The 24,007-nt window shown below is 68.6% G+C and carries 20 protein-coding genes; 11 read left to right on the top strand and 9 right to left on the bottom strand.

The features are described from left to right. Window positions 1-244: 244 nt before the first annotated feature. The 5 genes from xseA (at window position 245) to KME82_RS16155 (ending at window position 7,645) form a co-directional block, all read left to right on the top strand. Window positions 245-1,588 carry an exodeoxyribonuclease VII large subunit gene (gene xseA, locus KME82_RS16140; protein ID WP_215494962.1) on the top strand — a complete coding sequence of 448 codons (1,344 nt, stop codon included), beginning with the start codon at window positions 245-247 and terminating at the stop codon, window positions 1,586-1,588. A 185-nt stretch (window positions 1,589-1,773) separates the two neighbouring features. Next, complete coding sequence (locus KME82_RS27145) at window positions 1,774-1,908, top strand: DUF6053 domain-containing protein (RefSeq protein ID WP_430538731.1); 135 nt, start codon at window positions 1,774-1,776, stop codon at window positions 1,906-1,908. Window positions 1,909-2,147: 239 nt separating this feature from the next. Further along, window positions 2,148-3,794, top strand: coding sequence for an acetolactate synthase large subunit (locus KME82_RS16145; RefSeq protein WP_215494963.1), 1,647 nt, complete (start codon window positions 2,148-2,150; stop codon window positions 3,792-3,794). Between the two features lie 166 nt (window positions 3,795-3,960). Next, on the top strand, window positions 3,961-5,430 hold the full coding sequence (locus KME82_RS16150) for an aldehyde dehydrogenase family protein (RefSeq protein ID WP_215494964.1): 1,470 nt from the start codon (window positions 3,961-3,963) through the stop codon (window positions 5,428-5,430). A 265-nt stretch (window positions 5,431-5,695) separates the two neighbouring features. Continuing rightward, window positions 5,696-7,645: a vWA domain-containing protein gene (locus KME82_RS16155; protein WP_215494965.1), complete on the top strand. Its 1,950-nt coding sequence runs from the start codon at window positions 5,696-5,698 to the stop codon at window positions 7,643-7,645. Here KME82_RS16155 and KME82_RS16160 read toward each other — a convergent pair. Beyond that, window positions 7,635-10,691: an EAL domain-containing protein gene (locus KME82_RS16160; RefSeq protein ID WP_215494966.1), complete on the bottom strand. Its 3,057-nt coding sequence runs from the start codon at window positions 10,689-10,691 to the stop codon at window positions 7,635-7,637. The genes KME82_RS16155 and KME82_RS16160 overlap by 11 nt on opposite strands. 216 nt (window positions 10,692-10,907) lie before the next feature. On the opposite strand from KME82_RS16160, the gene KME82_RS16165 reads away from it, so the two are divergent. The 5 genes from KME82_RS16165 (at window position 10,908) to KME82_RS16185 (ending at window position 16,006) form a co-directional block, all read left to right on the top strand. Further along, a complete protein-coding gene (locus KME82_RS16165; RefSeq protein ID WP_215494967.1) occupies window positions 10,908-11,462 on the top strand; it encodes an RNA polymerase sigma factor in 555 nt (184 codons plus the stop codon). Further along, complete coding sequence (locus tag KME82_RS16170; RefSeq protein ID WP_215494968.1) at window positions 11,459-12,613, top strand: hypothetical protein; 1,155 nt, start codon at window positions 11,459-11,461, stop codon at window positions 12,611-12,613. Before KME82_RS16165 ends, KME82_RS16170 begins: the two co-directional genes overlap by 4 nt. Window positions 12,614-12,703: 90 nt before the next feature. After that, window positions 12,704-13,324: an IMPACT family protein gene (locus tag KME82_RS16175; protein ID WP_215494969.1), complete on the top strand. Its 621-nt coding sequence runs from the start codon at window positions 12,704-12,706 to the stop codon at window positions 13,322-13,324. A 10-nt stretch (window positions 13,325-13,334) separates the two neighbouring features. Continuing rightward, complete coding sequence (locus tag KME82_RS16180; RefSeq protein WP_215494970.1) at window positions 13,335-15,137, top strand: ABC transporter transmembrane domain-containing protein; 1,803 nt, start codon at window positions 13,335-13,337, stop codon at window positions 15,135-15,137. A gap of 344 nt (window positions 15,138-15,481) precedes the next feature. Then, window positions 15,482-16,006 (top strand): hypothetical protein, encoded by a 525-nt coding sequence (locus KME82_RS16185; RefSeq protein ID WP_215494971.1) that lies wholly within the window; start codon window positions 15,482-15,484, stop codon window positions 16,004-16,006. Window positions 16,007-16,174: 168 nt separating this feature from the next. On the opposite strand, the gene KME82_RS16190 is transcribed toward KME82_RS16185, so the two are convergent. The 4 genes from KME82_RS16190 to KME82_RS16205 all read right to left on the bottom strand — a co-directional run bounded on the left by KME82_RS16190 (window position 16,175) and on the right by KME82_RS16205 (window position 20,369). Next, the gene (locus KME82_RS16190) at window positions 16,175-17,380 is read right to left on the bottom strand and encodes a S1 family peptidase (protein WP_215494972.1); all 1,206 of its coding nucleotides are present in this window, start codon (window positions 17,378-17,380) and stop codon (window positions 16,175-16,177) included. A gap of 602 nt (window positions 17,381-17,982) precedes the next feature. Further along, window positions 17,983-19,179, bottom strand: a complete 1,197-nt coding sequence (locus KME82_RS16195; protein ID WP_215494973.1) for a S1 family peptidase — start codon at window positions 19,177-19,179, stop codon at window positions 17,983-17,985. Between the two features lie 399 nt (window positions 19,180-19,578). Continuing rightward, a complete protein-coding gene (locus KME82_RS16200) occupies window positions 19,579-20,016 on the bottom strand; it encodes a DUF4279 domain-containing protein (RefSeq protein WP_215494974.1) in 438 nt (145 codons plus the stop codon). Between the two features lie 176 nt (window positions 20,017-20,192). Next, entirely contained in the window at window positions 20,193-20,369 is a 177-nt protein-coding gene (locus KME82_RS16205; RefSeq protein WP_215494975.1) for a hypothetical protein, read from the bottom strand. A gap of 139 nt (window positions 20,370-20,508) precedes the next feature. Between KME82_RS16205 and KME82_RS16210 the strand changes: the two genes are divergently transcribed. Continuing rightward, on the top strand, window positions 20,509-20,754 hold the full coding sequence (locus KME82_RS16210; protein ID WP_430538732.1) for a hypothetical protein: 246 nt from the start codon (window positions 20,509-20,511) through the stop codon (window positions 20,752-20,754). Between the two features lie 31 nt (window positions 20,755-20,785). Here KME82_RS16210 and KME82_RS16215 read toward each other — a convergent pair whose 3' ends face one another. The 4 genes from KME82_RS16215 to KME82_RS16230 all read right to left on the bottom strand — a co-directional run bounded on the left by KME82_RS16215 (window position 20,786) and on the right by KME82_RS16230 (window position 23,925). Continuing rightward, on the bottom strand, window positions 20,786-21,322 hold the full coding sequence (locus tag KME82_RS16215; RefSeq protein WP_215494976.1) for a YfbM family protein: 537 nt from the start codon (window positions 21,320-21,322) through the stop codon (window positions 20,786-20,788). A 107-nt stretch (window positions 21,323-21,429) separates the two neighbouring features. Continuing rightward, window positions 21,430-21,621: a hypothetical protein gene (locus KME82_RS16220; protein WP_215494977.1), complete on the bottom strand. Its 192-nt coding sequence runs from the start codon at window positions 21,619-21,621 to the stop codon at window positions 21,430-21,432. Window positions 21,622-21,796: 175 nt separating this feature from the next. After that, window positions 21,797-22,291: a L,D-transpeptidase family protein gene (locus tag KME82_RS16225; protein ID WP_215494978.1), complete on the bottom strand. Its 495-nt coding sequence runs from the start codon at window positions 22,289-22,291 to the stop codon at window positions 21,797-21,799. Beyond that, window positions 22,288-23,925 (bottom strand): acyl-CoA dehydrogenase family protein, encoded by a 1,638-nt coding sequence (locus KME82_RS16230; RefSeq protein ID WP_215494979.1) that lies wholly within the window; start codon window positions 23,923-23,925, stop codon window positions 22,288-22,290. Before KME82_RS16230 ends, KME82_RS16225 begins: the two co-directional genes overlap by 4 nt. Window positions 23,926-24,007: the final 82 nt, after the last annotated feature.

Below are 24,007 nucleotides of genomic sequence, written 5' to 3' on the forward strand. Positions count from 1 at the left end.
GCGAAAGCCACGCCGGCACAAGGTGAAGCCGTCACGCACAAGGTGAAGCCATCACAAAGCCCACCGCGCTACCATCGACCACGACGCTGCCGCGACGGAATGCGCATCTCCCAGCCCGTCATTCCCGCGAACGCGGGAATGACGTTCTTGAAGGATCGCGCTGAAGTCTCTGGATTCCCGCCTGCGCGGGAATGACAGGTAAAAGCAGCGCCGCCCCACCCCTGTCAGCCCCCGACACCAAGACATGCCCCCCAGCCAAACCGACGAAGTCCTCACCCCCAGCCAGCTCAACGCCCTGGCCCGCGACCTGCTGGAGGACACCTTCCCGCTGATCTGGGTCGAAGGCGAACTGGGCAACCTGTCGCGGCCGTCGTCGGGGCATCTGTACATGACCCTGAAGGACGCGCGCGCCCAGGTCCGCTGCGCGATGTTCAAGCCCAAGAGCAGCTGGCTGAAATTCGTCCCGCGCGAAGGCCTGCGGGTGCTCGCGCGCGGCCGGCTGACCCTGTACGAAGCGCGTGGCGACTACCAGCTCGTGCTCGATCACATGGAAGAGGCCGGCGAAGGCGCGCTGCGGCGCGCGTTCGAGGAACTCAAGGCGCGGCTGAGCGCCGAAGGCCTGTTCGACAGCGAGCGCAAACGCGAGCTGCCGCGCTTTCCGACCCGCATCGCGGTGATCACCTCGCCCAGCGGCGCGGCGGTGCGCGACGTGCTCAGCGTGCTGGCGCGGCGCTTCCCGCTGGTCGAGGCCGAGGTGCTGCCGGTGCCGGTGCAAGGCGACGGCGCGGCCGAGCGCATCACCGCGATGCTGCAGCGCGCGCAGGCCTCGCAACGCTATGACGTGATCGTGCTCGCCCGCGGCGGCGGTTCGCTGGAAGACCTGTGGGCGTTCAACGACGAACGCCTCGCGCGCGCGATCGCCGCCTCGTCGGTGCCGGTGGTGTCGGCGATCGGCCACGAAACCGACTTCAGCCTGGCCGACTTCGCCGCCGACGTGCGCGCGCCGACCCCGTCGGTCGCGGCCGAACTGCTGGTGCCGCAGCGCGACGACCTGCTGCACCGCCTGCGCGTGCTGGACGCGCGCCTGGCCAACCTGCAAGGCCAGCGCCTGCGCCAGGCGATGCAGCGCACCGACCGCGCCGGCCTGCGCTTGAACGCGCAACGCCCGCAAGCGCGGCTGGCCGCGTTGCGCACCCGCCAGGACGACGCGCTGCGCCGGCTGCAACAGGCCTGGCGGCTCAAGCTCGAACGCGAACGCGCGCATCTGCGTCATGCCGACGCGGTGCTGCGCGCGCGTCACCCGCGACGCCGCATCGCGCAACTGCGCGAACGCCTGGGCGCGCTCGCCCTGCGTCCGCAAGCGGCGATCGCGCGGCGCTTGCGCAACGACGCGCTGCGCCTGCGCGGCCTGGCCCGCTCGATGGAAGCGATCAGCCCCTTGGCGACCGTCGCCCGCGGCTACGCCATCGTCCAGCACGAAGACGGCCGGGTGGTGCGCAGCGTGCTCGACGCCGCCCCGGGCGATCGCCTGACCGCGCGGGTGCACGACGGGCAGTTGAAGGTGCGGGTCGAGGACAAGGATTCGTAGTCGGCCGACGCTCGCAATTCAATTCCTCCGCGCATAGGTCGTCCCCACTTTCGCCAAACCGGCGGATCGTTGGATCGTTGGATCGTTGGATCGTTGGATCGTTGGATTGTTGGATTGGCGGATTGGCGGATTGGCGGATTGCTGGGTTGTTGGATTGACGGATCGTCGCGAGATCCCGAGGTCTTTTGTGGGAGGGGCTTCAGCCCCGATGCTTTTCGATCAGTTCGCCTGAATCTCGGAACCGTTTTGCCGAAGCGATCGGAGCGAAAAGCGTCGGGGCTGAAGCCCCTCCCACAAAAGACTTCGCGGTCGCGCCGTAAACTGCTACTGCCCCCAAAAGACTCCTCAATCGTGCCGTGACCGGCTGCTCTCAGGAAACTTCGCAGCCACACCATCATCGCCCCCACCCCAACCCCCTTCGCCCCCGCATCGCACGACTGCGCCCGTTCCAGCGAAGCGACCACCTCCGGCCCGCACCGTTCCACCACCATCGCCCATCGCTAACACCGTTTGCGCGACGATCCAACGATTCGGGCCAGGCCCGCATCCGGAGTTCCGCATGACCAAGGCGTCCGACCTGTTCGTCGCCGCACTCGAAGCCGAAGGCGTCGAATACGTCTTCGGCATTCCCGGCGAGGAAAACCTCGACCTGCTCGAATCGATGCGCACCTCGACGATCAAGCTCGTCCTCACCCGCCACGAGCAAGCGGCCGGCTTCATGGCCGCGACCTACGGCCGCCTCACCGGCAAGGCCGGCGTGTGCCTGTCGACCCTGGGCCCGGGCGCGACCAACCTGGTCACCGCCGCGGCCTACGCCCAGCTCGGCGCCATGCCGATGCTGATGATCACCGGGCAGAAACCGATCAAGACCAGCAAGCAGGGCCATTTCCAGATCGTCGACGTGGTCGACACCATGCGCCCGCTGACCAAGTACACCCGCCAGATCGTCGCCGCCGACAGCATCCCGGCGCGGGTGCGCGAAGCCTTCCGTCGCGCCGAGGAAGAACGCCCGGGCGCGGTGCATCTGGAACTGCCGCAGGACATCGCCGGCGACCCGACCCAGGCGCGACTGATCCCCGCCTCGTTCTCGCGCCGCCCGGTCGCCGAGGACAAGGCGATCGAACGCGCCGCGCAGGCCATCGCGAACGCGCGCCATCCGATCCTGATGATCGGCGCCGGCGCCAACCGCAAGACCACCTCGAAAACCCTCGACGCCTTCGTCGCCAAGCTCGGTATCCCCTATTTCACCACCCAGATGGGCAAGGGTGTGCTCGACGAAGAAGGCCCGCTGTGGCTCGGCAACGCCGCGTTGTCGGACCACGACTTCGTCCATCGCGCGATCGACGCGGCCGACTGCATCATCAACATCGGCCACGACGTGATCGAGAAGCCGCCGTTCTTCATGCGCGAAGGCCGGCGCACGGTGATCCACGTCAACTACGCCAGCGCCGAAGTCGACGCGGTGTACTTCCCGCAGATCGAAGTGGTCGGCGACATCGCCCATTCGGTATGGCGATTGTCCGAAGCGATCGAGCCGCAACCGCACTGGGACTTCGCCTTCTTCGACCGCGTGCGCACGGCGATGCTCGAACACCTGCGCGATCGCAGCGACGACGACCGCTTCCCGCTGGCGCCGCAACGCGTCGTCGCCGACCTGCGCAGCGCGCTGTCGCCGCGCGACGTGGTCTGCCTCGACAACGGCCTGTACAAGCTGTGGTTCGCGCGCAACTACCGCTGCCGCGAACCCAACACCCTGCTGCTCGACAACGCCCTGGCGACGATGGGCGCCGGCCTGCCCTCGGCGATCGGCGCGCGCATCGTGTGTCCGGACCGCAAGGTCGTCGCGGTCTGCGGCGACGGCGGCTTCATGATGAATTCGCAGGAACTGGAAACCGCGGTGCGGCTGGGCCTGGACCTAGTCGTGCTGGTGCTGCGCGACGACGCCTACGGCATGATCAAGTGGAAACAGGCGCACGAACGCTACCCGAGTTACGGCATGGACCTGGGCAACCCCGACTTCGTCGCCTATGCGCGCAGCTACGGCGCGCGCGGGCATCGGCCGCAATCCAGCGATGCGTTCTTGCCGCTGCTGCGGCAAGCGCTGGAAACGCCGGGGGTGGATGTGATCGAGGTACCGATCGATTACAACGACGACGACCGTATTCTCAATGAGGATATTCCGAGGCTTGCGGCCGCAGTGCAGTAAACACCGCATCGCGATCGCGACAAGCTCGACCCGACCTCGGTCGGGGCTGAAAGCCCCTCCCACAATAGATGTCGAAAGCCACGAAGTCTTTTGTGGGAGGGCCTTTCAGGCCCGACAGCCGAAGCGACTACTCTCCCCGATCTCGCTCATCCTAAAGGAGCACCCAATGGCCAAGCCCAACAAGAAAAAACCCGCCAAGGGACTCAAGTCCAGCTACCCCTACTACCTCGCCAACCGCCCGGTCGCCGCCAACACCGAACTGGACGTGCTGGACAAGTACACCGGCAAGCGCGCGACCCGCGTCGCGATGGCCGACGCGGCCGCGGTGCGCAAGGCGATCGTCGCCGCGCACAAGGCGCGCGAGGCGATGGCCGCGTTCACTCCCGATCGCCGCCGCGACGTGCTCGAACACTGCGTGCGCCGCTTCAGCGAGCGCTTCGAAGAACTCGCGCTGGCGTTGTGCATCGAAGCGGGCAAGCCGATCAAGGACGCGCGCGGCGAAGTCACCCGCCTGATCGATACCTTCCGCATCGCCGCCGGCGAAGCCACCCGCATCGACGGCCAGATCATCGAACTGCAGATCTCCGAACGCACGCGCGGCTATCGCGGCATGGTCAAGCGCGTGCCGATCGGGCCGTGCAGCTTCATCACCCCGTTCAATTTCCCGTTGAACCTGGTCGCGCACAAGGTCGCGCCGGCGATCGCCGCCGGTTGCCCGTTCGTGCTCAAGCCGGCGATCAAGACGCCGGTCGGCGCATTGATCATCGCCGAGGTGCTGGCCGAAACCGACCTGCCCGAAGGCGCGTTCTCGGTGCTGTGCTGTTCGAATGAGGACGCGTCCTTGCTGGTCGAGGACGAGCGCATCAAGTTGCTCAGCTTCACCGGCGGCCTGATCGGCTGGGACCTCAAGGCGCGCTCGGGCAAGAAGAAAGTCACCCTGGAACTGGGCGGCAACGCGGCCTGCATCGTCGACGCCGATCCGGGCGTGAGCCTGGATCACGTGGTCGAACGGCTGGTGTTCGGCGCGTACTACCAAAGCGGCCAGAGCTGCATCAGCGTGCAGCGCATCTACGCGCACGCCGACATCTACGACAAACTGCGCAAGAAGCTCAAGGCCGCGATCGGCGCGCTGCGCATGGGCGATCCGCGGGTCGACACCACCTTCATCGGTCCGGTGGTCGACGAAGACGCGGCCAAGCGCATCCAGTCGTGGATCGACGCGGCGGTCAAGGGCGGCGCCAAGCGCATCAACGGCGGCGCGCGCGAAGGCAACATGATTCCGGCGACCTTGCTGGAGAAGGTTCCGCACGACGCGGACCTGTATCGCAAGGAAGTGTTCGGCCCGGTCGCGCTGATCGAACCGTTCGACGATTTCGACAGCGCCCTGGCCCAGGTCAACCGCAGCGATTTCGGCTTGCAGGCCGGCGTGTTCACCGGTCGCCTGGATCACGCGATGAAGGCCTGGGACGTGCTCGACGTCGGCGGCGTCATCGTCGGCGACGTGCCGAGCTTCCGGGTCGACAACATGCCCTACGGCGGGGTCAAGGATTCCGGCCTGGGCCGCGAAGGCGTGCGCTATGCGATCGAGGATATGAGCGAGCAGCGCTTGTTGGTGATTCGCGATGCGGTGGCCTGAAGCGGCGCGAGCGGTCAACGCATACGTATAGCCCCTCTCCCGCTTGCGGGAGAGCGTTTGGGGTGAGGGAGCCCGCGAGCCACGCGCTGCCCTCATCCGGCCCTTCGGTCCACCTTCTCCCGCCAGCGGGAGAAGGATTCCGCCGGCCAAGCGTTGATGCGTCATCGGGTGTGTCGTAGCCCCCAAAAAATCTTTCAACGATCTCAACCCCACTGTTCACAGCGGCGCGTTTCACTTCCCAGGTCCACACACCAGGGAAGCCGCCATGCACGCTCGCACCTCGCCCGCCGCCTCACCGCGCCTGATCCGCAATCACCTCGGCGCGGCGCTGGCCGCCGCCCTCGCCCTGTCGCTGGCGGCTTGCCAGGCGACCGGCGATCTGGCCCCGTCGCAGTCGCAAGCCGCGCAGGCACCGCCCAAGAACCAAACCGTCGGCACCGACGCGACTGCCGACATCCGCTCACGCAACGACGCACCGGCCGACGCAGCCGCCGCAGCCGAACCCGCCAAGGCCGAAGCCGAGCGCGCCAACCTCGGCGCCGCGACCCTGGTCAAACCCGCTGGCATCGTCGAAGCCAAATCCGCCGCGCCCGCGCCGATCAGCGCCGCCGCCCCGCGCGAGCAATCGCTCGACCGGGTCGAAGTCACCGGCTCGCGCGTCGCCCCGACCTACGCCAAGCGCATGGCGATGCCCTCCGTCGCCGCCGCACCGGCCTCGATCGGCTTCCTCGCACCGCCGCCTCCGCCGCCCGCGCCGCCGTATTCGCAACCGGCCAACACCGAAAAATACGCCCAGCGCGAAGACAACCCGGTCCAGCGCACCCGCGAACAACCGCTGTCGACCTTCTCGATCGACGTCGACACCGGCAGCTACACCAACGTGCGGCGCATGCTCAACGACGGTGTGCGTCCGCCGGCCGACGCGGTGCGCGCCGAGGAGTTCATCAACTACTTCGACTACGGCCACGCCGCGCCGACCTCGCTGGCGACGCCGTTCAAGGTCAGCACCGAGCTCGCGCCGGCGCCGTGGAATGCGCAGCGTCAGCTGCTGATGATCGGCATCAAGGGCTATGAGGTGCCGAAGAAGAATCTGCCGCCGGCCAACCTGGTGTTCCTGATCGACACCTCCGGCTCGATGAATTCGCCCGACAAGCTGCCACTGCTCAAGAGCGCGTTCTCGATGCTCGCAAAACAGTTGCGGCCGCAGGACCGTATCTCGATCGTGGTCTACGCCGGTTCCGCTGGCCTGGTGCTGCCGCCGACGCCGGGCGACCGCCAGGAAGAGATTCTCGCCGCGCTCGATCGCCTGCAGGCCGGCGGCAGCACCAACGGCGGCGACGGCATCCGCCTGGCCTATGCGATGGCCAAGCAGGCCTACGTCAAGAACGGCGTCAACCGGGTGATCCTCGCCACCGACGGCGATTTCAACGTCGGCACGGTCGACAACAACGCCCTGGAAACCATGGTCGCCGATCAGCGCAAGAGCGGCGTCGCGTTGACCACGCTCGGCTTCGGCAGCGGCAACTACAACGACGAACTGTCCGAGAAACTGGCCGATGTCGGCGACGGCAACCACGCCTACATCGACACCTTGCAGGAAGCGCGCAAGGTGCTGGTCGAGGAAATGGGCTCGACCCTGCTGACCATCGCCCGCGACGTCAAGATCCAGATCGAATTCAACCCGGCGCTGGTCGCCGAGTACCGTTTGATCGGCTACGAAAACCGCCTGCTCAAGCGCGAGGATTTCGCCAACGACAAGGTCGATGCCGGCGATATCGGCGCGGGCCACGAAGTCACCGCCCTGTACGAGCTGACCCCGGTCGGCTCCAGCGCGACCCGGCTGCCGGCGCTGCGCTACGCCAACGAGGCCGCGAGCAGCGGCGGCGGCAACGAGATCGCCAACCTCAAGCTGCGCTACAAGCGCCCGGGCGAGGATCACAGCGTGTTGATCGAAACCCCGGTGCAGCGCTCCAGCCTGCGCGTGGTCGCGAGCGAACCGATGCGCATGGCCGCCTCGGTCGCCGCGTTCGCCGATGCGCTGCGCGGCGCCAGCCAGTACGACGGTTGGGGCTGGGACCAGATCGCGGCCACCGCGCGCGGCCTCAAGCAGGCCGATCCTTCCGGCCAGCGCGCCGAGTTCGTGCGCCTGGTCGAACGCGCCAAGGCCCAGATCGGCGACCTCAAGCCGAGCAGCGGCGTGGCGATCAGCGAGTAAGGCTGCGGGCGTCGTCCGTGGCGGGTTCGACGATGTCAGGCTCGTCGAACTGCGCGCGGACGGCGCCCTCTTTTTGCCCGGCGTCGAGCGGCGCGAAGTCGCTCGACGCCTCGATCGGCGCAGCGGCCGGAGCATCCACCACGTCCTCGCCATCGAAGATCCGCAATTCGCTGCGGATCGTTTCGGCCGGACGCCCGAACAGATAACCCTGGCCGTAAGTACAGCCGAGTTCACGCAGGACCAGCCGTTGCGCGTGAGTCTCCACGCCTTCGCCGATGGTGTGGATGCCGAGCGTGCCGGCCAGCGCCTGGATCGCGCGCACCACCGCGATGCTTTCCGGTCGCGATTCGCCGACCAACCCCGCGACAAAACTCTGATCGATCTTCAGACACTCGATAGGGAATCGATGTAAGTACGACAACGCCGAAAACCCCGTCCCGAAATCGTCCAACTGCGCCAGCACCCCGTGCCTGCGCAAGGTCTGCAACATCCGCAGCGCGCGCGGCACGTCGTCGAGCAGCGCCACCTCGGTGATTTCGATGCGCAGCCGGCGCGGATCGGCGCCGGCCTCGTCGATCATGCGCAGCAGGCGATCGGCGAAATCGTGGGCGCGGAAATGCCGCGGCGACACGTTGACCGAAATATAGCCATGGCCGCCGCGCGCGAGTTGCGCGATCACCCGCGCATACAAGATCCAGTCGGCTTCCTCGATCAGCCCGCTGTCCTCGCCCAGGCCGATGAATTCGCGCGGCAGCAACAGCCCGCGTTTCTCGTGACGCCAGCGCAGCAGCGCCTCGTGGCCGATCACGGTCTGGTCGTCGAGCCGCACGATCGGCTGGTAATGGGCGATGAAGGCATCGCCGTTGATGGCGCGGCGCAGATCGGCTTCCAGATCGAGGATGCGCAGCGCCTGCTCGCGCATCTCCTCGTCGAACACCGCGAAGCGGCCGCGTCCGGCGCCCTTGGCCCGGTACATCGCCGCATCCGCGTCGCGTAGCAGTTCGGTGCCGCTGCGATAGCGCGGATGCCACATGGCGATGCCGACGCTGGCCGAGGGAAACACTTCGCGCCCGGCCACCCAGCACGGCTCGCCGAGCGCGCGCAGCACCCGCTGGGCGAGGTCTTCGGCCACGATCAGGCCGTCGATGCTCTCGATCAGGATCGCGAATTCGTCGCCGCCCAGGCGCGCGACCATGTCGCCGCTGCGCACCGTGGCGATGATGCGCCGGCTGCTTTCGATCAGCAGCTCGTCGCCGGCCGAATGGCCGACGCTGTCGTTGACCAGCTTGAACCGGTCCAGGTCGAGGAACAGCACCGCGAACGGGCGGTTGTCGCGCTGGGCATGGGCGATCGCGTAGTCCAGGCGTTCGAGCAGTTGGCCGCGATTGGGCAGCCCGGTCAGCGCATCGTGCAGCGCCTGGTGGGTGAGCTTCTGCTCGGCGCGCACGCGCTCGCCGATCTGGGCGACCAGTTCGGCGTTGGTGTGGGCGAGTTCGCGGGTGCGGGTGGCGACGCGTTGTTCGAGTTCGCCGTGCGCGGTGACCAGCCGGTCCTGCGCCTGCTTGCGGGCCAGGCCGATGCTGATGTGGTGGGCGACGAAGGTCAGCAGTTCCTGGTCGCGCGCGTTGAAGCTGATCGCGCGCGAATAGCTCTGGATCGCGATCACCCCGACCACCGCGTCGTCGCGGTACAACGGCACGCCGAGCCAGCAATGCGCGGCCGAACCGTGGCTGCGCACTTCGCCGCGGCTGTTGAGCTCGGCGATGCGATGGCGGTCGGCCAGCAGCGGCCGGCCCTGGCGGATCACGTATTCGGTCAGGCCGTCGGCGAGCCGGCGGGTTTCGCGGATCACGTCGAGTTCGTCGATCGAATACGGGAATTGCAGGCGCTCGCCGTCGTCCGACAGCAACGCGATATAGAAATTGCGCGCGTACAGCAGTTCGCTGACCACGTCGTGGACCTGGGAGTAGAACCGCTCCAGGGTGTCGGAGGTGATGGTCAGCTCGGCGATCCGGAACAGCGCGCGCTGCAGCCGTTCGGACCGCTGGCGTTCGATGATCTCCGCCTGCAGGTCGCGGTTGCTCAGCTGCAGGGCGTAGGTGCGTTCGGTGACCCGGCGTTCGAGTTCCTCGCGGGCGCGGAAGCGGTCGAGCGCGGTCAGGATGTGCTGGGCGACGAACGACAGCAGCGCGCGGTCCTCGTCGCCGTAGCTGCCGGCGCTGTCGTAGTGCTGGACCACGATCGCGCCGCACACGCGTTCGTCGCGGCGCATCGGCACGCCGAGCCAGTCGGCGCTGTCGGGGCCGTGGTGGGCGTCGTCGGCCACGCCCAGGCGCTGGCGCAGGTCGGCCGAACTGCCCTGCAGCGCCTCGCCGTGGCGCAGCAGCGCCAGGGTCAGGCTGGTCGGCATCTCGTCGCCGCCGATCGCCTTCGTCGGGTCGGCCACGTAGGGGTCGTTGCAGTCGGCGAAGTACAAAAAGCGCATCGTGTCGAGCACGTCGTCGTACAGCACGATGTAGAAATTCTCGGCGTACATCAGCCCGCAGACCACGCCGTGGATGCGGCTGAGCAGGTCGGTCATCTCCAGCCCGGAACCGGCCAGGTCGGCGATGCCGTACAGGGCCTGCTGCAGGCGCTCGGACTTCTCCAGCGCCTCGGCGCGGGCATGCGCGCGCACCGCCGACAGGTCGGCGGCGACGATCCGCCGCGCCATCGCCAGCCAGGCCGCGCGCAAGGCGGTCGGCAGGGCCTGCGGCAGGTGCGCGACGATGCTGGCGCGGCTGCGGTCCTCCAGCCACCACGCCGCCTCGATGCGGTCGGCGTAACGGTCGTCGGAGGCGCCGATCGCGGGCGGATCGCGTTCGAGCAGGACCCGCGCGGCGTCGCGCAGCGCGTGCTCGCCGCCGGGGGTGCACGATTCGGAAATCTGGCCGTGCGGCGCGACGCGCCAGCACACCACCACCTGGGTCCCGGCCGGCAGCGCCTCCTGCAGCGCGCAGGCCAAGGCCTCGTCGGTGGAGGTCTCGCTGACCGTTGCCCCTTGCATTACTTCGTTCCGCACCGGTTCGCCGCCTTCTACGCAGGACGCAGGATAACGCGAGCTTCACGCCAGCGCCGCAGGCTGGGGCACGGCCGACAACCCCATCCCGGGCTCCGGGCCGTTGTTCCTTGCATGCAACTGGCCCTCCAACCTTCGCTATACGACGCGCTTTGCTCGCGCAACCGCTTCCCGTCGGCGCCGCCAGGCCGTACCCTGCCGCGGATGAATTCCGCTGCGGATGCGAGCGACGACGTACTCATGCTGGCCTGGACGGGCGGCGACGTCGCCGCGTTCGAGGTTCTGTACGCGCGCCATCGCGGCCCTTTGTACCGCTTCGTGCTGCGGCAGATCCGTGATTCGGCGCTCGCCGACGAATTCTTCCAGGACATCTGGCAGCGCGTGATCGGCGCGCGCCATGGCTGGAAGCCCGACGCGCAGTTCAGCACCTGGCTGTTCCGGATCGCCCATAACCGCCTGAACGATCACTGGCGCGGCCTCAAGCACCGCCCGCCGGCGCCCGAGGACGGCGACGAGCGCGCCGCGCGCGTGCCCGACCCGACCACGCCCGAGCGCGAACTGTCCGAATTCGAACAGCGCCGCCGCCTGCAGCGCGCGATCGAGGAATTGCCCGAGGAGCAGCGCGAAGTGGTGTTGCTGCGCCTGGAACAGGAACTGAGTCTGGAGGAGATCGGCGAGATCACGGGGGCCGGCCGCGAGACGGTCAAATCCAGGCTGCGCTACGCGATGGACAAGTTGCGCGCGAGGTTGACCGAATGAACCGCCGTCCCGACGCCCCCGATCTCCTCTCGCCCGAAGAACGCGAGCTGGCCCAGCGCCTGCTGCGGCTGGGCCCGAGCGACGGCCCCTCGCCGGCGCTGGACGCGCGCATCCTCGCCGCCGCGCACGCCGCGGTGGCGACGCAGCCGCCACGCCTGCGCGAGCGATCCAGGCAACGCTGGCCGATGTGGATCGGCGTGGCCGCCTCGCTGAGCCTGGCGGTCGGCATCGCCTGGCAACTGCGGCCGGCGGCGACGACGATGGAAGCGGCCCAACAGGAACAAGACACCGCCGTGGTCGCGCGCATGCAGGCCGAACCGGCCGCCGACAGCGGCGGTGCGCAATCGGCCGAAGCGCAGGCCGAAGCGGCGGCGGCACCGGCCGCGGCGTCGGCCGCCGATTCGGTCGCCGCGCCGCAGAGGCCGGCCGAGGTAGCGCCCGGCGCCGGCATGGCCGCCGACCGCGCCGCCGATGCCGCCACGCCGGCGGCGATGAAACCCGCGCCTGTCGCCGAAGCCGTGCCGCCGGCCGCGCCCAAGGCGGCCGCCGCCAACGAGGCCGCCAAGCGCAGCCGCGCCGAAGTCCCGGCCAGCGCGCCGGCCGCCGCCGCAAGCGATGCGCGCGCGCCCGCGCCACTGCGCCGCGCCCAGGCCGCGCCGGCCGAGTACGAACTCAAGGTCGCCCCGGCGGTGGTGCCGCCCCCGCCGCCGCCCGCGCCGCCGGCCACGATGGGTGTGATGTCGGCGCCGGCGCCGGTTGACGCCGCGCCCGCCGCCGACGCCGGATGGGCCGCGCCCACCAACAATCTGAGCAGCAAGCGCGCCGCGAAGGCCGCGGCTGTCGCCGCGGACGCGGCGACCCTGGGCAAGGCCGAGGCCTACAGCGAACGCGCCGACGCCCAGGCCGCGCCCGAGCCGTCGAGCCAGAGCGGCATTGCCTCGCCGACCCTCGACCGCATCGAAGTGACCGGCAGCCGCATCGGCGACGACGCCAGCGACGAAAGCCGCCTGGCCCCGGCCGAATGGCTGGAGCGCATCCGCGGCTACCGCGATGACGGCCAGGCCGAACGCGCACGCGAAAGCCTGCAACGCTTCCGCCGCGCCCATCCGCATGCGCGGGTGCCGGACGATCTGCGCGCGCTGCTGAAATGAGCACGGCCGCCGTCGCGCGGCCCGTGCCGGCCCGGCGTGCCGCCCGCGGCGCCGGTCAGCCTGCGTCCCGGCGTCGATGAGCACGCCGCGATGAGCGACGACGCTCCGACCGCCACCCTCGCCGCGCGCGCCAGCCATCAGATCGAGGTCAAGCACAGCCGCTTCCTGGCCCTGGCCGCGCCGGTGACCACCCTCGCCGAGGCATTGGCCTTCGTGCAGGAGGTCGCCGACCCCGACGCCACCCACAACTGCTGGGCCTACCGCATCGGCGGCGAATACCGCTTCAACGACGACGGCGAACCCTCGGGCACCGCCGGGCGGCCGATCCTGGCGGCGATCGACGGCCAGGGCCTGGACCAGGTGGTGGCGGTGGTGACGCGCTGGTACGGTGGCATCAAGCTCGGCGCAGGCGGCCTGGTGCGCGCCTACGGCGGCAGCGCGGCCGAATGCCTGCGCCGCGCCGAACGCCGCGAACTGGTCTACTACGACGAACTCGACCTGGCCTATCCATTCGAAGACATCGGCGCGGTCCACGCCGCGTTGAACGCCTTCGGCGCGCACAAAGACCACGAGCGTTTCGACGCCGACGGGGTGCGCGTGCGGATTCGCCTGCCTGCGTCGCAGTTGTCCGCCTTGAAAGCGCAGCTGCGCGACGCCACTCGTAATCGCGTGCGCCTGGACGATCCCGGCGAACGGAGCCCAAGCCGATGAACGCCACCCGATGACAGACCCCAGCGCCGGCCCCAGAGCCGACACCCGCCGCGACCTGCAGAAAGCCCCGATCGGCACCCTGAGCACCCTGTGGCCGTTCGTGCGCAGGCACCGTCCCTTGTTCATCGCCTGGCTGTTCGCCTTGGCCGCCTCCAGCGCGGCGACGCTGAGCATGCCGCTGGCGTTCAAGAAGATGATCGACCAGGGCTTCGCCCAGAGCGCGTCCGGCGGCGGCAGCGGCGCGATCGACCAGGCCTTCCTGATCCTGTTCCTGGTCGCCATCGCGCTGGCCCTGGCCACCGCGGTGCGCTTCTACTTCGTCGCCATCCTCGGCGAAAAAGTCGTCGCCGACCTGCGCGAAACCCTGTACCGCCACGTGATCGCGCTGGACGCGGGCTTCCACGACCGCACCCGCAGCGGCGAACTGGTCTCGCGCCTGACCGCCGACGCCGAACTGCTGCGCAGCGTGGTCGGTTCGAGCATGTCGGTGGCCCTGCGCAGCTCGGTCACGGTGATCGGCAGCCTGGGCATGCTGTTCTATACCAGCCCGCGCCTGGCCGGCTACGCCCTGATCGGCATTCCGCTGGCGGTGCTGCCGATCATCATCGGCGGGCGCAAGCTGCAGAAGATCTCGCGCAACACCCAGGACCGCATCGCCGACGCCAACACCCTGGCCGCCGAAACCCTCGGCGCGGTGCGCACGGTCCAGGCCCACGCCCGCGAGCCCTACGAACAAGGCCGTTTCAGCGAATCGCTGCGGATCGCGGTCAAGACCGCGCGCCAGCGCATCACCGCCCAGGCCCTGGTCACCGCGATCGCGATCACCCTGGTGTTCGGCGCGATCACCCTGGTGCTGTGGTCGGGCGCGCACGACGTGGTCGCCGGCCGCCTGAGCGCCGGCACCCTGGGCCAGTTCGTGCTGTACGCCTTGATCGGCGGCGGCTCGATCGGCGCCTTGGCCGAGGTCTGGAACGACCTGCAGCGCGCCGCCGGCGGCATGGGCCGGATCAGCGAACTGCTCAACGAAACCAACGCGGTGAAGGCGCCGGCGCAGCCCACGCCGCTGCCGCAGCCGTTGCGCGGCGAGATCGTGTTCGATCAGGTCGCCTTCCACTACCCGCAGCGCATGGACCTGCCGGCGCTGCAGAACTTCAGCCTGCGGGTGAACCCCGGCGAGACCGTGGCCCTGGTCGGCCCGTCCGGCGCCGGCAAGAGCACGGTGTTCTCGATCCTGCTGCGCTTCCACGACCCGCAAAGCGGCGCGGTGCGCGTGGACGGCATCGACGTGCGCGACACCGACCCGGCCGACCTGCGCGAATCGATCGCGCTGGTGCCGCAGCAACCGACCATCTTCGCCACCACCGCGCGCGACAACATCCGCTACGGGCGGCTCGGCGCCAACGACGAGGAAGTCGACCAGGCCGTGCGCGCCGCGCATGCCGAAGACTTCATCCGCGCCCTGCCCGAGGGCCTGTCGACCGAACTGGGCGAGCGCGGCGCGCGCCTGTCCGGCGGCCAGCAGCAACGCATCGCGATCGCCCGCGCCCTGCTCAAGGACGCGCCGATCCTGCTGCTCGACGAAGCCACCAGCGCGCTCGACGCGCAAAGCGAACGCGCGGTGCAGCAGGCGCTGGAAACGCTGATGGAAGGCCGCACCACTCTCGTCATCGCGCATCGCCTGGCGACCGTGCTCAAGGCCGACCGGATCGTGGTCATGGACCGCGGCCACATCGTCGCCGAAGGCACCCACGCGCAATTGCTGGCCGAGGGCGGGCTGTATGCGGAGCTGGCGAAGTTGCAGTTCCTGGATTGAAACGCGGGGCATCGCGGCGCGCGCCGGCGATTGCCGGTTCGCGGTCGCGACTCACCCCGCTCCTACAGTCACTTCGCTGGGCGACGCGAGAGTCTGGTAGAAGCGACTGTAGGAGCGGCGCAAGCCGCGACCGCGCCAATTCGACCGCCGGCGAAACCCGAGCGCAGCACGCGCAACCAGCCGCGCGCCAAATCCGCCGGCGAACCGGCTGACATCGCACCGCGCATCGACGAAGATCGCCGCGACTCCCCACGGCCGCCGCCATGCCCCCCACCGCCGTCGCTCCGCACCCCGTCCGCCTGCGCCGATACCGCTGGCTCCTCGCCGCGGCCCTCGCTGCACCGATGATCGCCCTGCCCCTGGCCACCCACGCCGAGCCGCCGCAAACCAAGGTGGAAACCCTCGGCGTCTACAGCAACGTGCGCATCACCGGCGGCGACGACCCGCACGCCGAAGGCTACGACTGCGAGCTGTACCGCGAAAACGGCCAGCTGTTCGGGCTGTTCTATTCCTCGCAGGGCATGGTCGGCGACACCCCGCGCGGCCGCCTGCAGGACGTTCGCTACGACCCGGCCAAACGCACGCTGTTCTTCCGCGCCAAGCTCACCCTCGGCCAGGAGATCAGCCGCGACACCGGTCCCGACGGCCGCCCCTCGCGCGACCTGTTCGAATTCGACGGCACGCTCGATGCCCAGCGGCTCAGCGGCACCCTGACCCACCGCGACGGCTATCGCCCGGCCGAGCCCGGCGAACGCAAAACCGTGAGCCTCAAGCTCGACCGCGAACGCAGCGCGCAGGCGCGCGAGTTCGCCCCGGCCAGCCGCAAGGCCTGGCAAGCCGAAGACCTGCCGATGGGACCGCAGTGGTGAAGCGTGGTCGGCGCGCTTCGATCCGTCACTGAGCGCCACGCCCACGCCCGCGCGATCGCGCGGTCGCCCGCGATCGACGAATCGACCGTCCCGAACCGCATGCGATGACCCGAGAAAAAACGCCCCGCAGTCGCGGGGCGTTTTTGCAGTCAGCTATCGATGAGGCGATCAGCTCGTGACCAAGGCCAGGCCGTACTGGCTCAGGACCGGGTTGATGCGCTCGAAGTAGGTCTGACGCTGCGAGCTCGGCACCGAGCAATTGTCGTTCTGGCCCGCGGGCAGATTGCCGCCCGAGGTCAGGCCCTGCGCCTGGCCGGCGGCGGTGATCCACGAACCGCCCGAGTCGCCGCGACCGGTGCAGTTGTTGGCCCGGGTCAAGCCGCTCACGCTGCCGAGGCTGCCGTAGTTGACCGTCACGTTCTTGGCCGTGATCGTGCCGCACTTGTACTGCGTGGTGCGGCCCGAACGGCAGACCGCCGCGCCGATCGCCGCTTCGGTGCTGCCCTTCACCGCGACGCTGCCGCCGGTGTAGTTGCTGACGCTTCCGACCAGCGTGTGGCTCGCGCCGATCGTCACCCAGGCGCGATCGGTATTGGGGAAATGCGACGCGGTGAAGGTGCCCACGTTGACGCCGCTGATCTGCACGCTCTGACCGGCCTTGGCGCAATGCCCCGCGGTCGCGAAGCCCTTGATCGTGCCCTTGGTGACCGGGAACCCGACCGAACACAGGCCGACCCGGCCGGTGCCGTCCGACAGCGGCATGCGGTACTCGATGCCGCCCTGGACCGTCGCCGTGGTCTGCGGGGTGCCCACCGCTTCCTCGACCCGGATCGAACCGATGTCGGCGCCGCTGACCGCGACGAAATCGATCGCGTCCTCATCCGCGCCCGGCGCAATGCTCACCACCACCGAGTTGGTGGTCGGATCGACGTACCACGACTGCACGCCGCTGCGCAGCTTGCTGATGCCCGGCACGCGCCGGCGCGCATCGCGGTCGAGCGCCGCCATCGAATCGTTGAGCTGCTTCAGGCTGTGCCTGACATGACGCAACTCGACGCCGGCCACTGCGAGGTTCTTGTGCGCGCCCGAGGTCGCCGCGACCACGCGATAGCTGCCATCGTCGTTGCGCTCGACCCAACTGCCGGCGTAGCCACTGCCGAGCGTGCGACGCAGCGTGGATTCCTGGGTGGTGGCGATGCGGTCGGCCTGAATCATCTGCGCGACTTGCGTCGACGACAGGCCAAGATCGCGCTGCATGGCGAACTTGAGGGTCGGATTGAGACCGTCGGCGGCCATGGCGCTGCCGGCGGACAACGCGGCGACGGCCGCGACCAGACTGGCGCGCGAGCGCAGATTCGACTTCGATACGGACATGCAAGAACTCCTGACTTGAGTATGCGAACACGGCCGACGTCCACAGGACGCGGCCGCAACGACATCGCCGTGAGCGACAGTGGCCGTTGCTTCGAAGTGCGATGCCCAGACAATCGGCGCGCACCAGGAAGCCGAACGACGCAAACAGATAAAGACGATGCCATCTGGATTAGCAAGGCGAAGCTTCGCGCTGCAGCGACAAAAACAACCTAGCCCGTCACAGGAATGCGAATGCCATGACGAAAAAAAACGTTATCGCATCGTCGCCAGCCGATCCGTCGCTTGCGAACGTCGCAATAAAGGTTCCATCCAAGCGCATGCACGACACGAAAAACTGCGCGAACAACACTTTGCGCGCACATCGTGCGGCGTATGGACGAATCGACGATCCACGCGAGCACACAACCGTCTCGATGCGATCACGCAAAGCGTCGCTCGCGTGCGCCCGGACCAACGTCGAAACCGATCGCGGGCCCGCCCGCGAATCGATCCCATCCGATTACCGCCGCGCTCGGCGATGACGGGGCCGCAGGGACGGCATAAACGACAACGCCCCGCGGGAAGCGGGGCGTTGTGGTTCGATCAAGGTGACGCTGTCGCGATCAGCTGGTGACCAGGCTCAGCCCGTACTGGCTCAGGATCGGCCCGACGCGTTCGAACAGGCTGCTGCGCTGCGCCGCCGGGATGCCGCAGTTGTTGCCGTTGGACTGCACGTTGCCGCCGGACATCACGCCCTGCGCCTGGCCGGCGCTGGTGAACCACGAACCGCCCGAATCGCCGCGCCCCATGCAGGCATTGCCCTGGGTCAGGCCGCGCACCGCGCCTTCGGCGTAGTTGGCGGTGACGTTCTTGGCGGTGATGTTGCCGCAGCGGTAACCGGTGGTGCGGCCGGAACGGCACACCGCCGCGCCGACCGCGGCCTCGGCGCTGCCGCGGATCGCGATCGTGCCGCCGCTGTAGTTGCTGACCGCGCCCTGCAGGGTGTGGGTGCTGCCCACGCTCACCCAGGCGCGGTCGTTGCCCGGGAACACGCGCGCTGCGAACGAACCGACCTGGGTGCCGCCCACGCGCACGGTCGCGCCGGCCGCGCCGCAATGGCCGGCGGTGACGAAGCCCTTGGTGGCGCCGCGGGTGACCGAGAAGCCGACCGAGCACAACGTAGCGTTGTTGATCGAATACTCGATGCCGCCGAGGATGTTGACCGAAGTCTGCAAGGTGCCGGGCACTTCCTCGATCCGCACCGCGCCGGCGTCGGCGCCGCTGATCGCGACGAAATCCACCGCGCGCTCGCTGGCGCCCTGATCGACCCGCACCACCACCGCGTTGTTGATCGGATCGACGTACCAGCTCTGCACGCCGTCGAGCGGCTTGCTGATGCCCTTGACCCGCGCGTTCGACGCGGCATCGAGCAGGTTCATCGAGTTCTGCAACTGCTTGAGGCTATGGCGCACGGTGCGCAGTTCCACCCCGCCGATCGCGCTGGACTTGCGCGCGCCCGCGCTCGCCGCCACGACCTTGAACGTGCCGTCGGCGTTGCGCTCGATCCAGCTGCCGGCGAACTGGCTGCCCAGATCGCGTTCGATCGCCGCCGCCTGGGTGCGCGCGAGTTTTTCGGTCTGCAGGTACTGGGCGATCTGGCCCGGGAAAATGCCCAGATCGCGCTGCATCGCGAACTTCAACTCCGGGCTGACGTCATCGGCGGCGAACGCGGCGCCGGACGACAGCGTGGCGACCGCGGCCGCGACGCAGAAAACGGAAGCGCGCACGAAACGACGCGCATTGGACTTCGATACGGACATGCGAAGAACTCCTGAAGGAATCTGACATGGGATCGATGGAATGAAGCCGAGCGGCTTCTCGACGCCGCGGCATGGCGGCGGCCTCTCGTCGGCGAACCCGCGCGCAATCCGGATGCACACTGTGTTCGCGAGGCCGTTCCAGCTAAAAAGATGTGCGCGGCCTGCGCAAGGTCTTCGCCCCAGGCGCGATCACACGCAGAGTCCGAGCCACGTCACAAGACGAGGTATTGGCATAAGGACATGAACGAGAAAGGATGTTCGATGCGCCGACGTATTGTGATGTTGCCCGCGAGTGTTGCGGCGCAGCGGAAATCGGTTGCATCGATCGAGTCGCGTTGTCGCATCGACGATGCTTCGATGGGATGCCTCGATGCAATGCGTGGCTGCGATCGAGCAGCCTCACTGATCGCCCGAGGTGACCTCACCCGGGTCCGGCGCGTAAATATCCAGTTGCAGTTCGATGCCGCGCTCGCCGAGCAGGCGAAGATTGGCCGCGCTGATCGTCTCGCCTTCGTTGCTTCCACCCATGAACAGACCGCAGAACACGTTCATTTCGAACCGCGACTGCAACTGCGCCCACACGGCGGGATCGCTGTTCAACCTGGCGAAGATGTCGTGGATCTGCGCATCCAGATCGCCGGGTGAGCGATCTAGCGCTTGCAGGGACCACATACCGGTCCGGGCGACACGTCGGTGGCCGGTGGCCTTGCCGATCAGGACCTCGCCCCGGGTCCGTGCGCCTGTCGGCGCCGCGCCGAGCAGGCGACTGACCTCGTCGGGAATCAAATCGTCGCCGTGGATACGTAGGGTCGCTTTGGTTTTTTCGAGTGCGGGCATTGCGGGACCGATAGATGAAAGGCGGGACGCCGCGAACGTCGATGCGCGCGACACCTAACTTCACATCAGATCGCCGCTTCCGGCAAATATCACGAGCGCAAGCGTATCGCCGGGTTCCTGGCGCACGCACTACGGCGGCTGGTCCAGACCGACCAAGCCGACATCGCACCGCAAGGTCAATCCGCTCGCGCGAACTCGCTCAACAGCCAGATCGTGACAGCACACAGCGCGACGATGCCGGCACCACGGCCCAGCCAGAACAAGGCCAGGGAAAAATCCGCGCCGTGTACCGGCGGCGGAATCGCGGCCAGCGCGATCAGCGCCAGGGCCTGGGATTTACGCGAACCACGCATGGCTGCACCTCCCGCGGCGGCCCGCATGGCCGCCTCACCGGACCTTACACCCATCCGGGCCAGGATGGACCGCCCCGCCCCGGACAGGCGACGGCCGGCAACCCAGCGCGCACACGCGCGGCCAGCAACGATGAACCCCATGCGCAACGACACCTCGATCCAGCCCTATCTCAATCTCAGCGGCGACTCGGGCGTACGCGGCTACGCCATCGGGCCGCAGGCGATCGCGGTCGAGTTCGCCGACGGCTCGGTCTACCTGTACAGCGCCGACAGCGCCGGCGCCGAGGCGATCGCGCGCATGCACGAACTGGCGCGCGGCGGGCGCGGCCTGAACACCTACATCAACCGTCATGTCCGCGCGGCCTACGCCGAGCGGCTGCGCTGATCGGCGCGAGCGCGCACGCGGACAACCGACCTCAACTGATCCAGTTGAACACGCTGTCGCCGCGCGCGGCCGCGCCGGCGTAGAACCCGATCAGATCGGCGTAGTACGACAGCACGTAGTCCTTGGCCTCGTCGCCGTCGCGCAGCCAGATCACCTCCGGATAGATCTCCGCATCCGCCAGCGCCTGCGCGTCATAGCGGCGGGCGAATTTGTCGGCCGGCAGCGCGGCGAGCGCGGCGGCGATCTGGCGAACATGCTCGGCCGGCAGATGGCGCGGCACGGCTTCGTCCGAATCGTCCGCCACCGGCGTGCCGCCGAAGATCACCCAACCCAACGGCGGCTCGCCTTCCCATGGCGACTGGTTGAGGACGAAATGAATCGCGTGCCAGGCCTTGTCGAGATAGCCCACGCGCCCGGCCGCCTTGTCCGCGTCGTAGTGCGCGTACAAGGTCTCGATGATTTGCTGCGGTGCTCGCAATAACGCGTCCGCGCGCTCCGCATCGACGGCGGTCGCGCCCCAGGTCATGCCCATTCGTACGTGCTCCGATAATCGAGGTTTGGTCGGCATGCCGTCACCGACGCGGCGGGCCCTTGCACAACCGACGGCCGCACACGCCGATGCCGAGTGCGAAGCGGCCGGGTCGCCCCGGCCGCGCGTCGCGGTCGCGCCGGCGATCAGGGATTCGGATCCGGCGGCTGCGACACCAGCGGTTCGCATTGCAGCCTGGATTCGCCGGCCGAATTGGTGATCCAGTTGCAGTCGAGCCAGGTGCCGTCCTTGTCCTGGACGATGAAGGCCGAGGCGCTGAAGCTGATCAGCACCAGGGCCAGCGACAGCAGCGCGGGTGCGAGGCGGATGTTCTTCATGGTTCTGTCTTCCTTGTCAGTGGCTTTTCACCGATGGATACACAACAACGTTGCGTCCACGCGGCGGCCAGTCCGTTCGCGGTGCGTCGCCGCACCCCGCCGTCGTCGCGGACACGAGCATGCTAGCAAGCGCTCATCGCAGCCGGTGATATGCGGCCGCGGCTGACGCGAGAAGTCAGGGATTGATCCGGATCGGCGTTCCGGTCGGCACCAGGCTCCACACTTCCTCGATCTGCGGGTTGGTCAGCGCGATGCAGCCGTCGGTCCAATCGCGCCGGTATCCGGCCGGAGTGCCGCCGTGAATCATGATGTCGCCGCCCGGGTCGACGCCGCGCGCCCGCGCCTGCTTGCGATCAGCGTCGTTCGGATACGACACCCGCAGCGACAGATGGAAGCGGCTGTTCGGATTGCGCCCGCTGATGCGGTAGTCGCCTTCCGGCGTGCGTTCGTCGCCCTGCTGGCGCTTGTGCCCGCTCGGCGCGTCGCCGAGCAGGATCGGATAGGTGCGGATCACCATGTTGTTGCGGAACAGCTGCATGCGCCGCTGCGACTTGTCGACCACGATGCGGTCGACGCGTTGCGCGGCCGGCGCCATCGCCGGCGGGGTCAGCGCCCAGGCCGGCGCGCAGGCGAGCAGCGCGGCGAAAACACTCAGGGATATCCATTTCATGCCGGCAGGCTCCTGTCCACGATCGCATCCAATTCCAGGTCGTGCGGCAACGTGCCGAACCCCAGCCCGTGCGCGCCGCCGACCCGGCTGCGGCAGAACGCGACCGCGGCGGGACTGTCGGCGACGAACAACAGCGCGGCCTGCAAGGCCAGCGCGAGCCGCTCGACGAACGCGCGCATCTGCGCCTCGTGCAAGGCTGTCGTGCCGGCCAATACCGGCGACAGTTCGTCGATGCGCGCATCCAACGCGTCGTGGCGGCCGCGCGCATGGTCGAGTTCGGCCAGCAAGGCACGCCCGGCCTCGGGTTCGCGGCTGAGCGCGCGCAGCACGTCCAGGCACTGAATGTTGCCGCTGCCTTCCCAGATCGAATTCAGCGGCGCCTGCCGGTACAGGCGCGGCAGGATCGATTCCTCGACATAGCCCGCGCCGCCGAGGCATTCCTGCGCTTCGTTGACGAAGGCCGGCGCGCGCTTGCAGATCCAGAACTTGCCGATCGCGGTGGCGATGCGCGCGAACGCGGCGTCGTGGGCCGACGACGGCGCGCGATCGATCGCGCCGGCGACGCGGATCGCCAGCGCGGTGGCGGCTTCGGATTCGATCGCCAGGTCGGCGATGACGTTGCGCATCAGCGCATGCTCGATCAGCGGCTTGCCGAAACTGCGCCGATGGCGCGCGTGATGCAGCGCCTGCGCCAGGGCCATGCGCATCTCGCCGGCCGAGCCGAGCATGCAGTCCAGCCGGGTCAGCATCACCATCTCGATGATCGTCGCCACGCCGCGGCCTTCCTCGCCGATGCGCTGCGCCCAGGCGCCGAGGAATTCCACTTCCGACGATGCGTTGGACCAATCGCCGAGTTTGTCCTTGAGCCGCATCAGCCGCATCGCGTTCTTGCCGCCGTGCGGATGCCAGCGCGGCATCAGGAAACAGCTCAGCCCACCCGGCGCCTGCGCCAGCACCAGGAAGCCGTCGGACATCGGCGCGGAAAAGAACCACTTGTGGCCGACCAGTTCGTACTCGTCGTTGCCGATCGGCGTGGCGACGGTCTGGTTGGAACGCACGTCCGAGCCGCCCTGCTTCTCGGTCATGCCCATGCCGAGGGTCAACCCGGCCTTGTCGCCGTAGCCGACATCGCGGCCGTCGTAGTGCGGCGCGGCGGCCTTGCGCATCCACTCGTGCAGGGCCGGCGCGTGCCGCAGCACCGGCACGCTGGCGTGGGTCATGGTCAGCGGGCAACTGGTGCCCGGTTCGACCTGATGGTGCAGGTAGCTCAGCGCCGCGCGCGCGACGTGCGAACCCGGGCGCGGATCGTGCCAGGACAGGCCGGCGACGCCGTGTGCGATCGCGTGGCCCATGATCGCGTGGTAGTTCGGGTGGAACTCGACCCGGTCGATGCGGTGGCCGTAGGCATCGAAGTTGCGCAGCCGCGGTTTGTCGCGATGTGCGTCGAAGCTCAGCTCGTACAGTTCGCCACCGGCGAGCGCGCCGTAGGCGGCGAGATGTTCGGCGAACCCCGCGCCGCCTTCGCGCTCGACCGCGTCGCGCAGCGCGAGGTCGTCGCGCCACAGATCGCGCGGCGCGAACGGCGGCGGCTGATTCTCGACCCGATGGGTGGCGAACGGGGGCAGCGTGTCCATGAGGGTGAGTCTCCGTGGGGCTTTGCACGGATTCTAGTGATTCTGCGGCGAGTCCGCTTTTTCGCTCTTCTTCGCAGCGAAG

The organism is Lysobacter capsici, from assembly GCF_018732085.1.
Lineage (GTDB): Bacteria > Pseudomonadota > Gammaproteobacteria > Xanthomonadales > Xanthomonadaceae > Lysobacter > Lysobacter capsici_A.

What these genes read in the sequence shown, in the direction of transcription:
- xseA (WP_215494962.1), top strand. Translation starts at nt 245, where the DNA reads ATGCCCCCCAGCCAAACCGACGAAGTCCTCACCCCCAGCCAGCTCAAC.
- KME82_RS16145 (WP_215494963.1), top strand. Translation starts at nt 2,148, where the DNA reads ATGACCAAGGCGTCCGACCTGTTCGTCGCCGCACTCGAAGCCGAAGGC.
- KME82_RS16150 (WP_215494964.1), top strand. Translation starts at nt 3,961, where the DNA reads ATGGCCAAGCCCAACAAGAAAAAACCCGCCAAGGGACTCAAGTCCAGC.
- KME82_RS16155 (WP_215494965.1), top strand. Translation starts at nt 5,696, where the DNA reads ATGCACGCTCGCACCTCGCCCGCCGCCTCACCGCGCCTGATCCGCAAT.
- KME82_RS16160 (WP_215494966.1), bottom strand. Translation starts at nt 10,691, where the DNA reads ATGCAAGGGGCAACGGTCAGCGAGACCTCCACCGACGAGGCCTTGGCC.
- KME82_RS16165 (WP_215494967.1), top strand. Translation starts at nt 10,908, where the DNA reads ATGAATTCCGCTGCGGATGCGAGCGACGACGTACTCATGCTGGCCTGG.
- KME82_RS16170 (WP_215494968.1), top strand. Translation starts at nt 11,459, where the DNA reads ATGAACCGCCGTCCCGACGCCCCCGATCTCCTCTCGCCCGAAGAACGC.
- KME82_RS16175 (WP_215494969.1), top strand. Translation starts at nt 12,704, where the DNA reads ATGAGCGACGACGCTCCGACCGCCACCCTCGCCGCGCGCGCCAGCCAT.
- KME82_RS16180 (WP_215494970.1), top strand. Translation starts at nt 13,335, where the DNA reads ATGACAGACCCCAGCGCCGGCCCCAGAGCCGACACCCGCCGCGACCTG.
- KME82_RS16185 (WP_215494971.1), top strand. Translation starts at nt 15,482, where the DNA reads ATGATCGCCCTGCCCCTGGCCACCCACGCCGAGCCGCCGCAAACCAAG.
- KME82_RS16190 (WP_215494972.1), bottom strand. Translation starts at nt 17,380, where the DNA reads ATGTCCGTATCGAAGTCGAATCTGCGCTCGCGCGCCAGTCTGGTCGCG.
- KME82_RS16195 (WP_215494973.1), bottom strand. Translation starts at nt 19,179, where the DNA reads ATGTCCGTATCGAAGTCCAATGCGCGTCGTTTCGTGCGCGCTTCCGTT.
- KME82_RS16200 (WP_215494974.1), bottom strand. Translation starts at nt 20,016, where the DNA reads ATGCCCGCACTCGAAAAAACCAAAGCGACCCTACGTATCCACGGCGAC.
- KME82_RS16205 (WP_215494975.1), bottom strand. Translation starts at nt 20,369, where the DNA reads ATGCGTGGTTCGCGTAAATCCCAGGCCCTGGCGCTGATCGCGCTGGCC.
- KME82_RS16210 (WP_430538732.1), top strand. Translation starts at nt 20,509, where the DNA reads ATGCGCAACGACACCTCGATCCAGCCCTATCTCAATCTCAGCGGCGAC.
- KME82_RS16215 (WP_215494976.1), bottom strand. Translation starts at nt 21,322, where the DNA reads ATGCCGACCAAACCTCGATTATCGGAGCACGTACGAATGGGCATGACC.
- KME82_RS16220 (WP_215494977.1), bottom strand. Translation starts at nt 21,621, where the DNA reads ATGAAGAACATCCGCCTCGCACCCGCGCTGCTGTCGCTGGCCCTGGTG.
- KME82_RS16225 (WP_215494978.1), bottom strand. Translation starts at nt 22,291, where the DNA reads ATGAAATGGATATCCCTGAGTGTTTTCGCCGCGCTGCTCGCCTGCGCG.
- KME82_RS16230 (WP_215494979.1), bottom strand. Translation starts at nt 23,925, where the DNA reads ATGGACACGCTGCCCCCGTTCGCCACCCATCGGGTCGAGAATCAGCCG.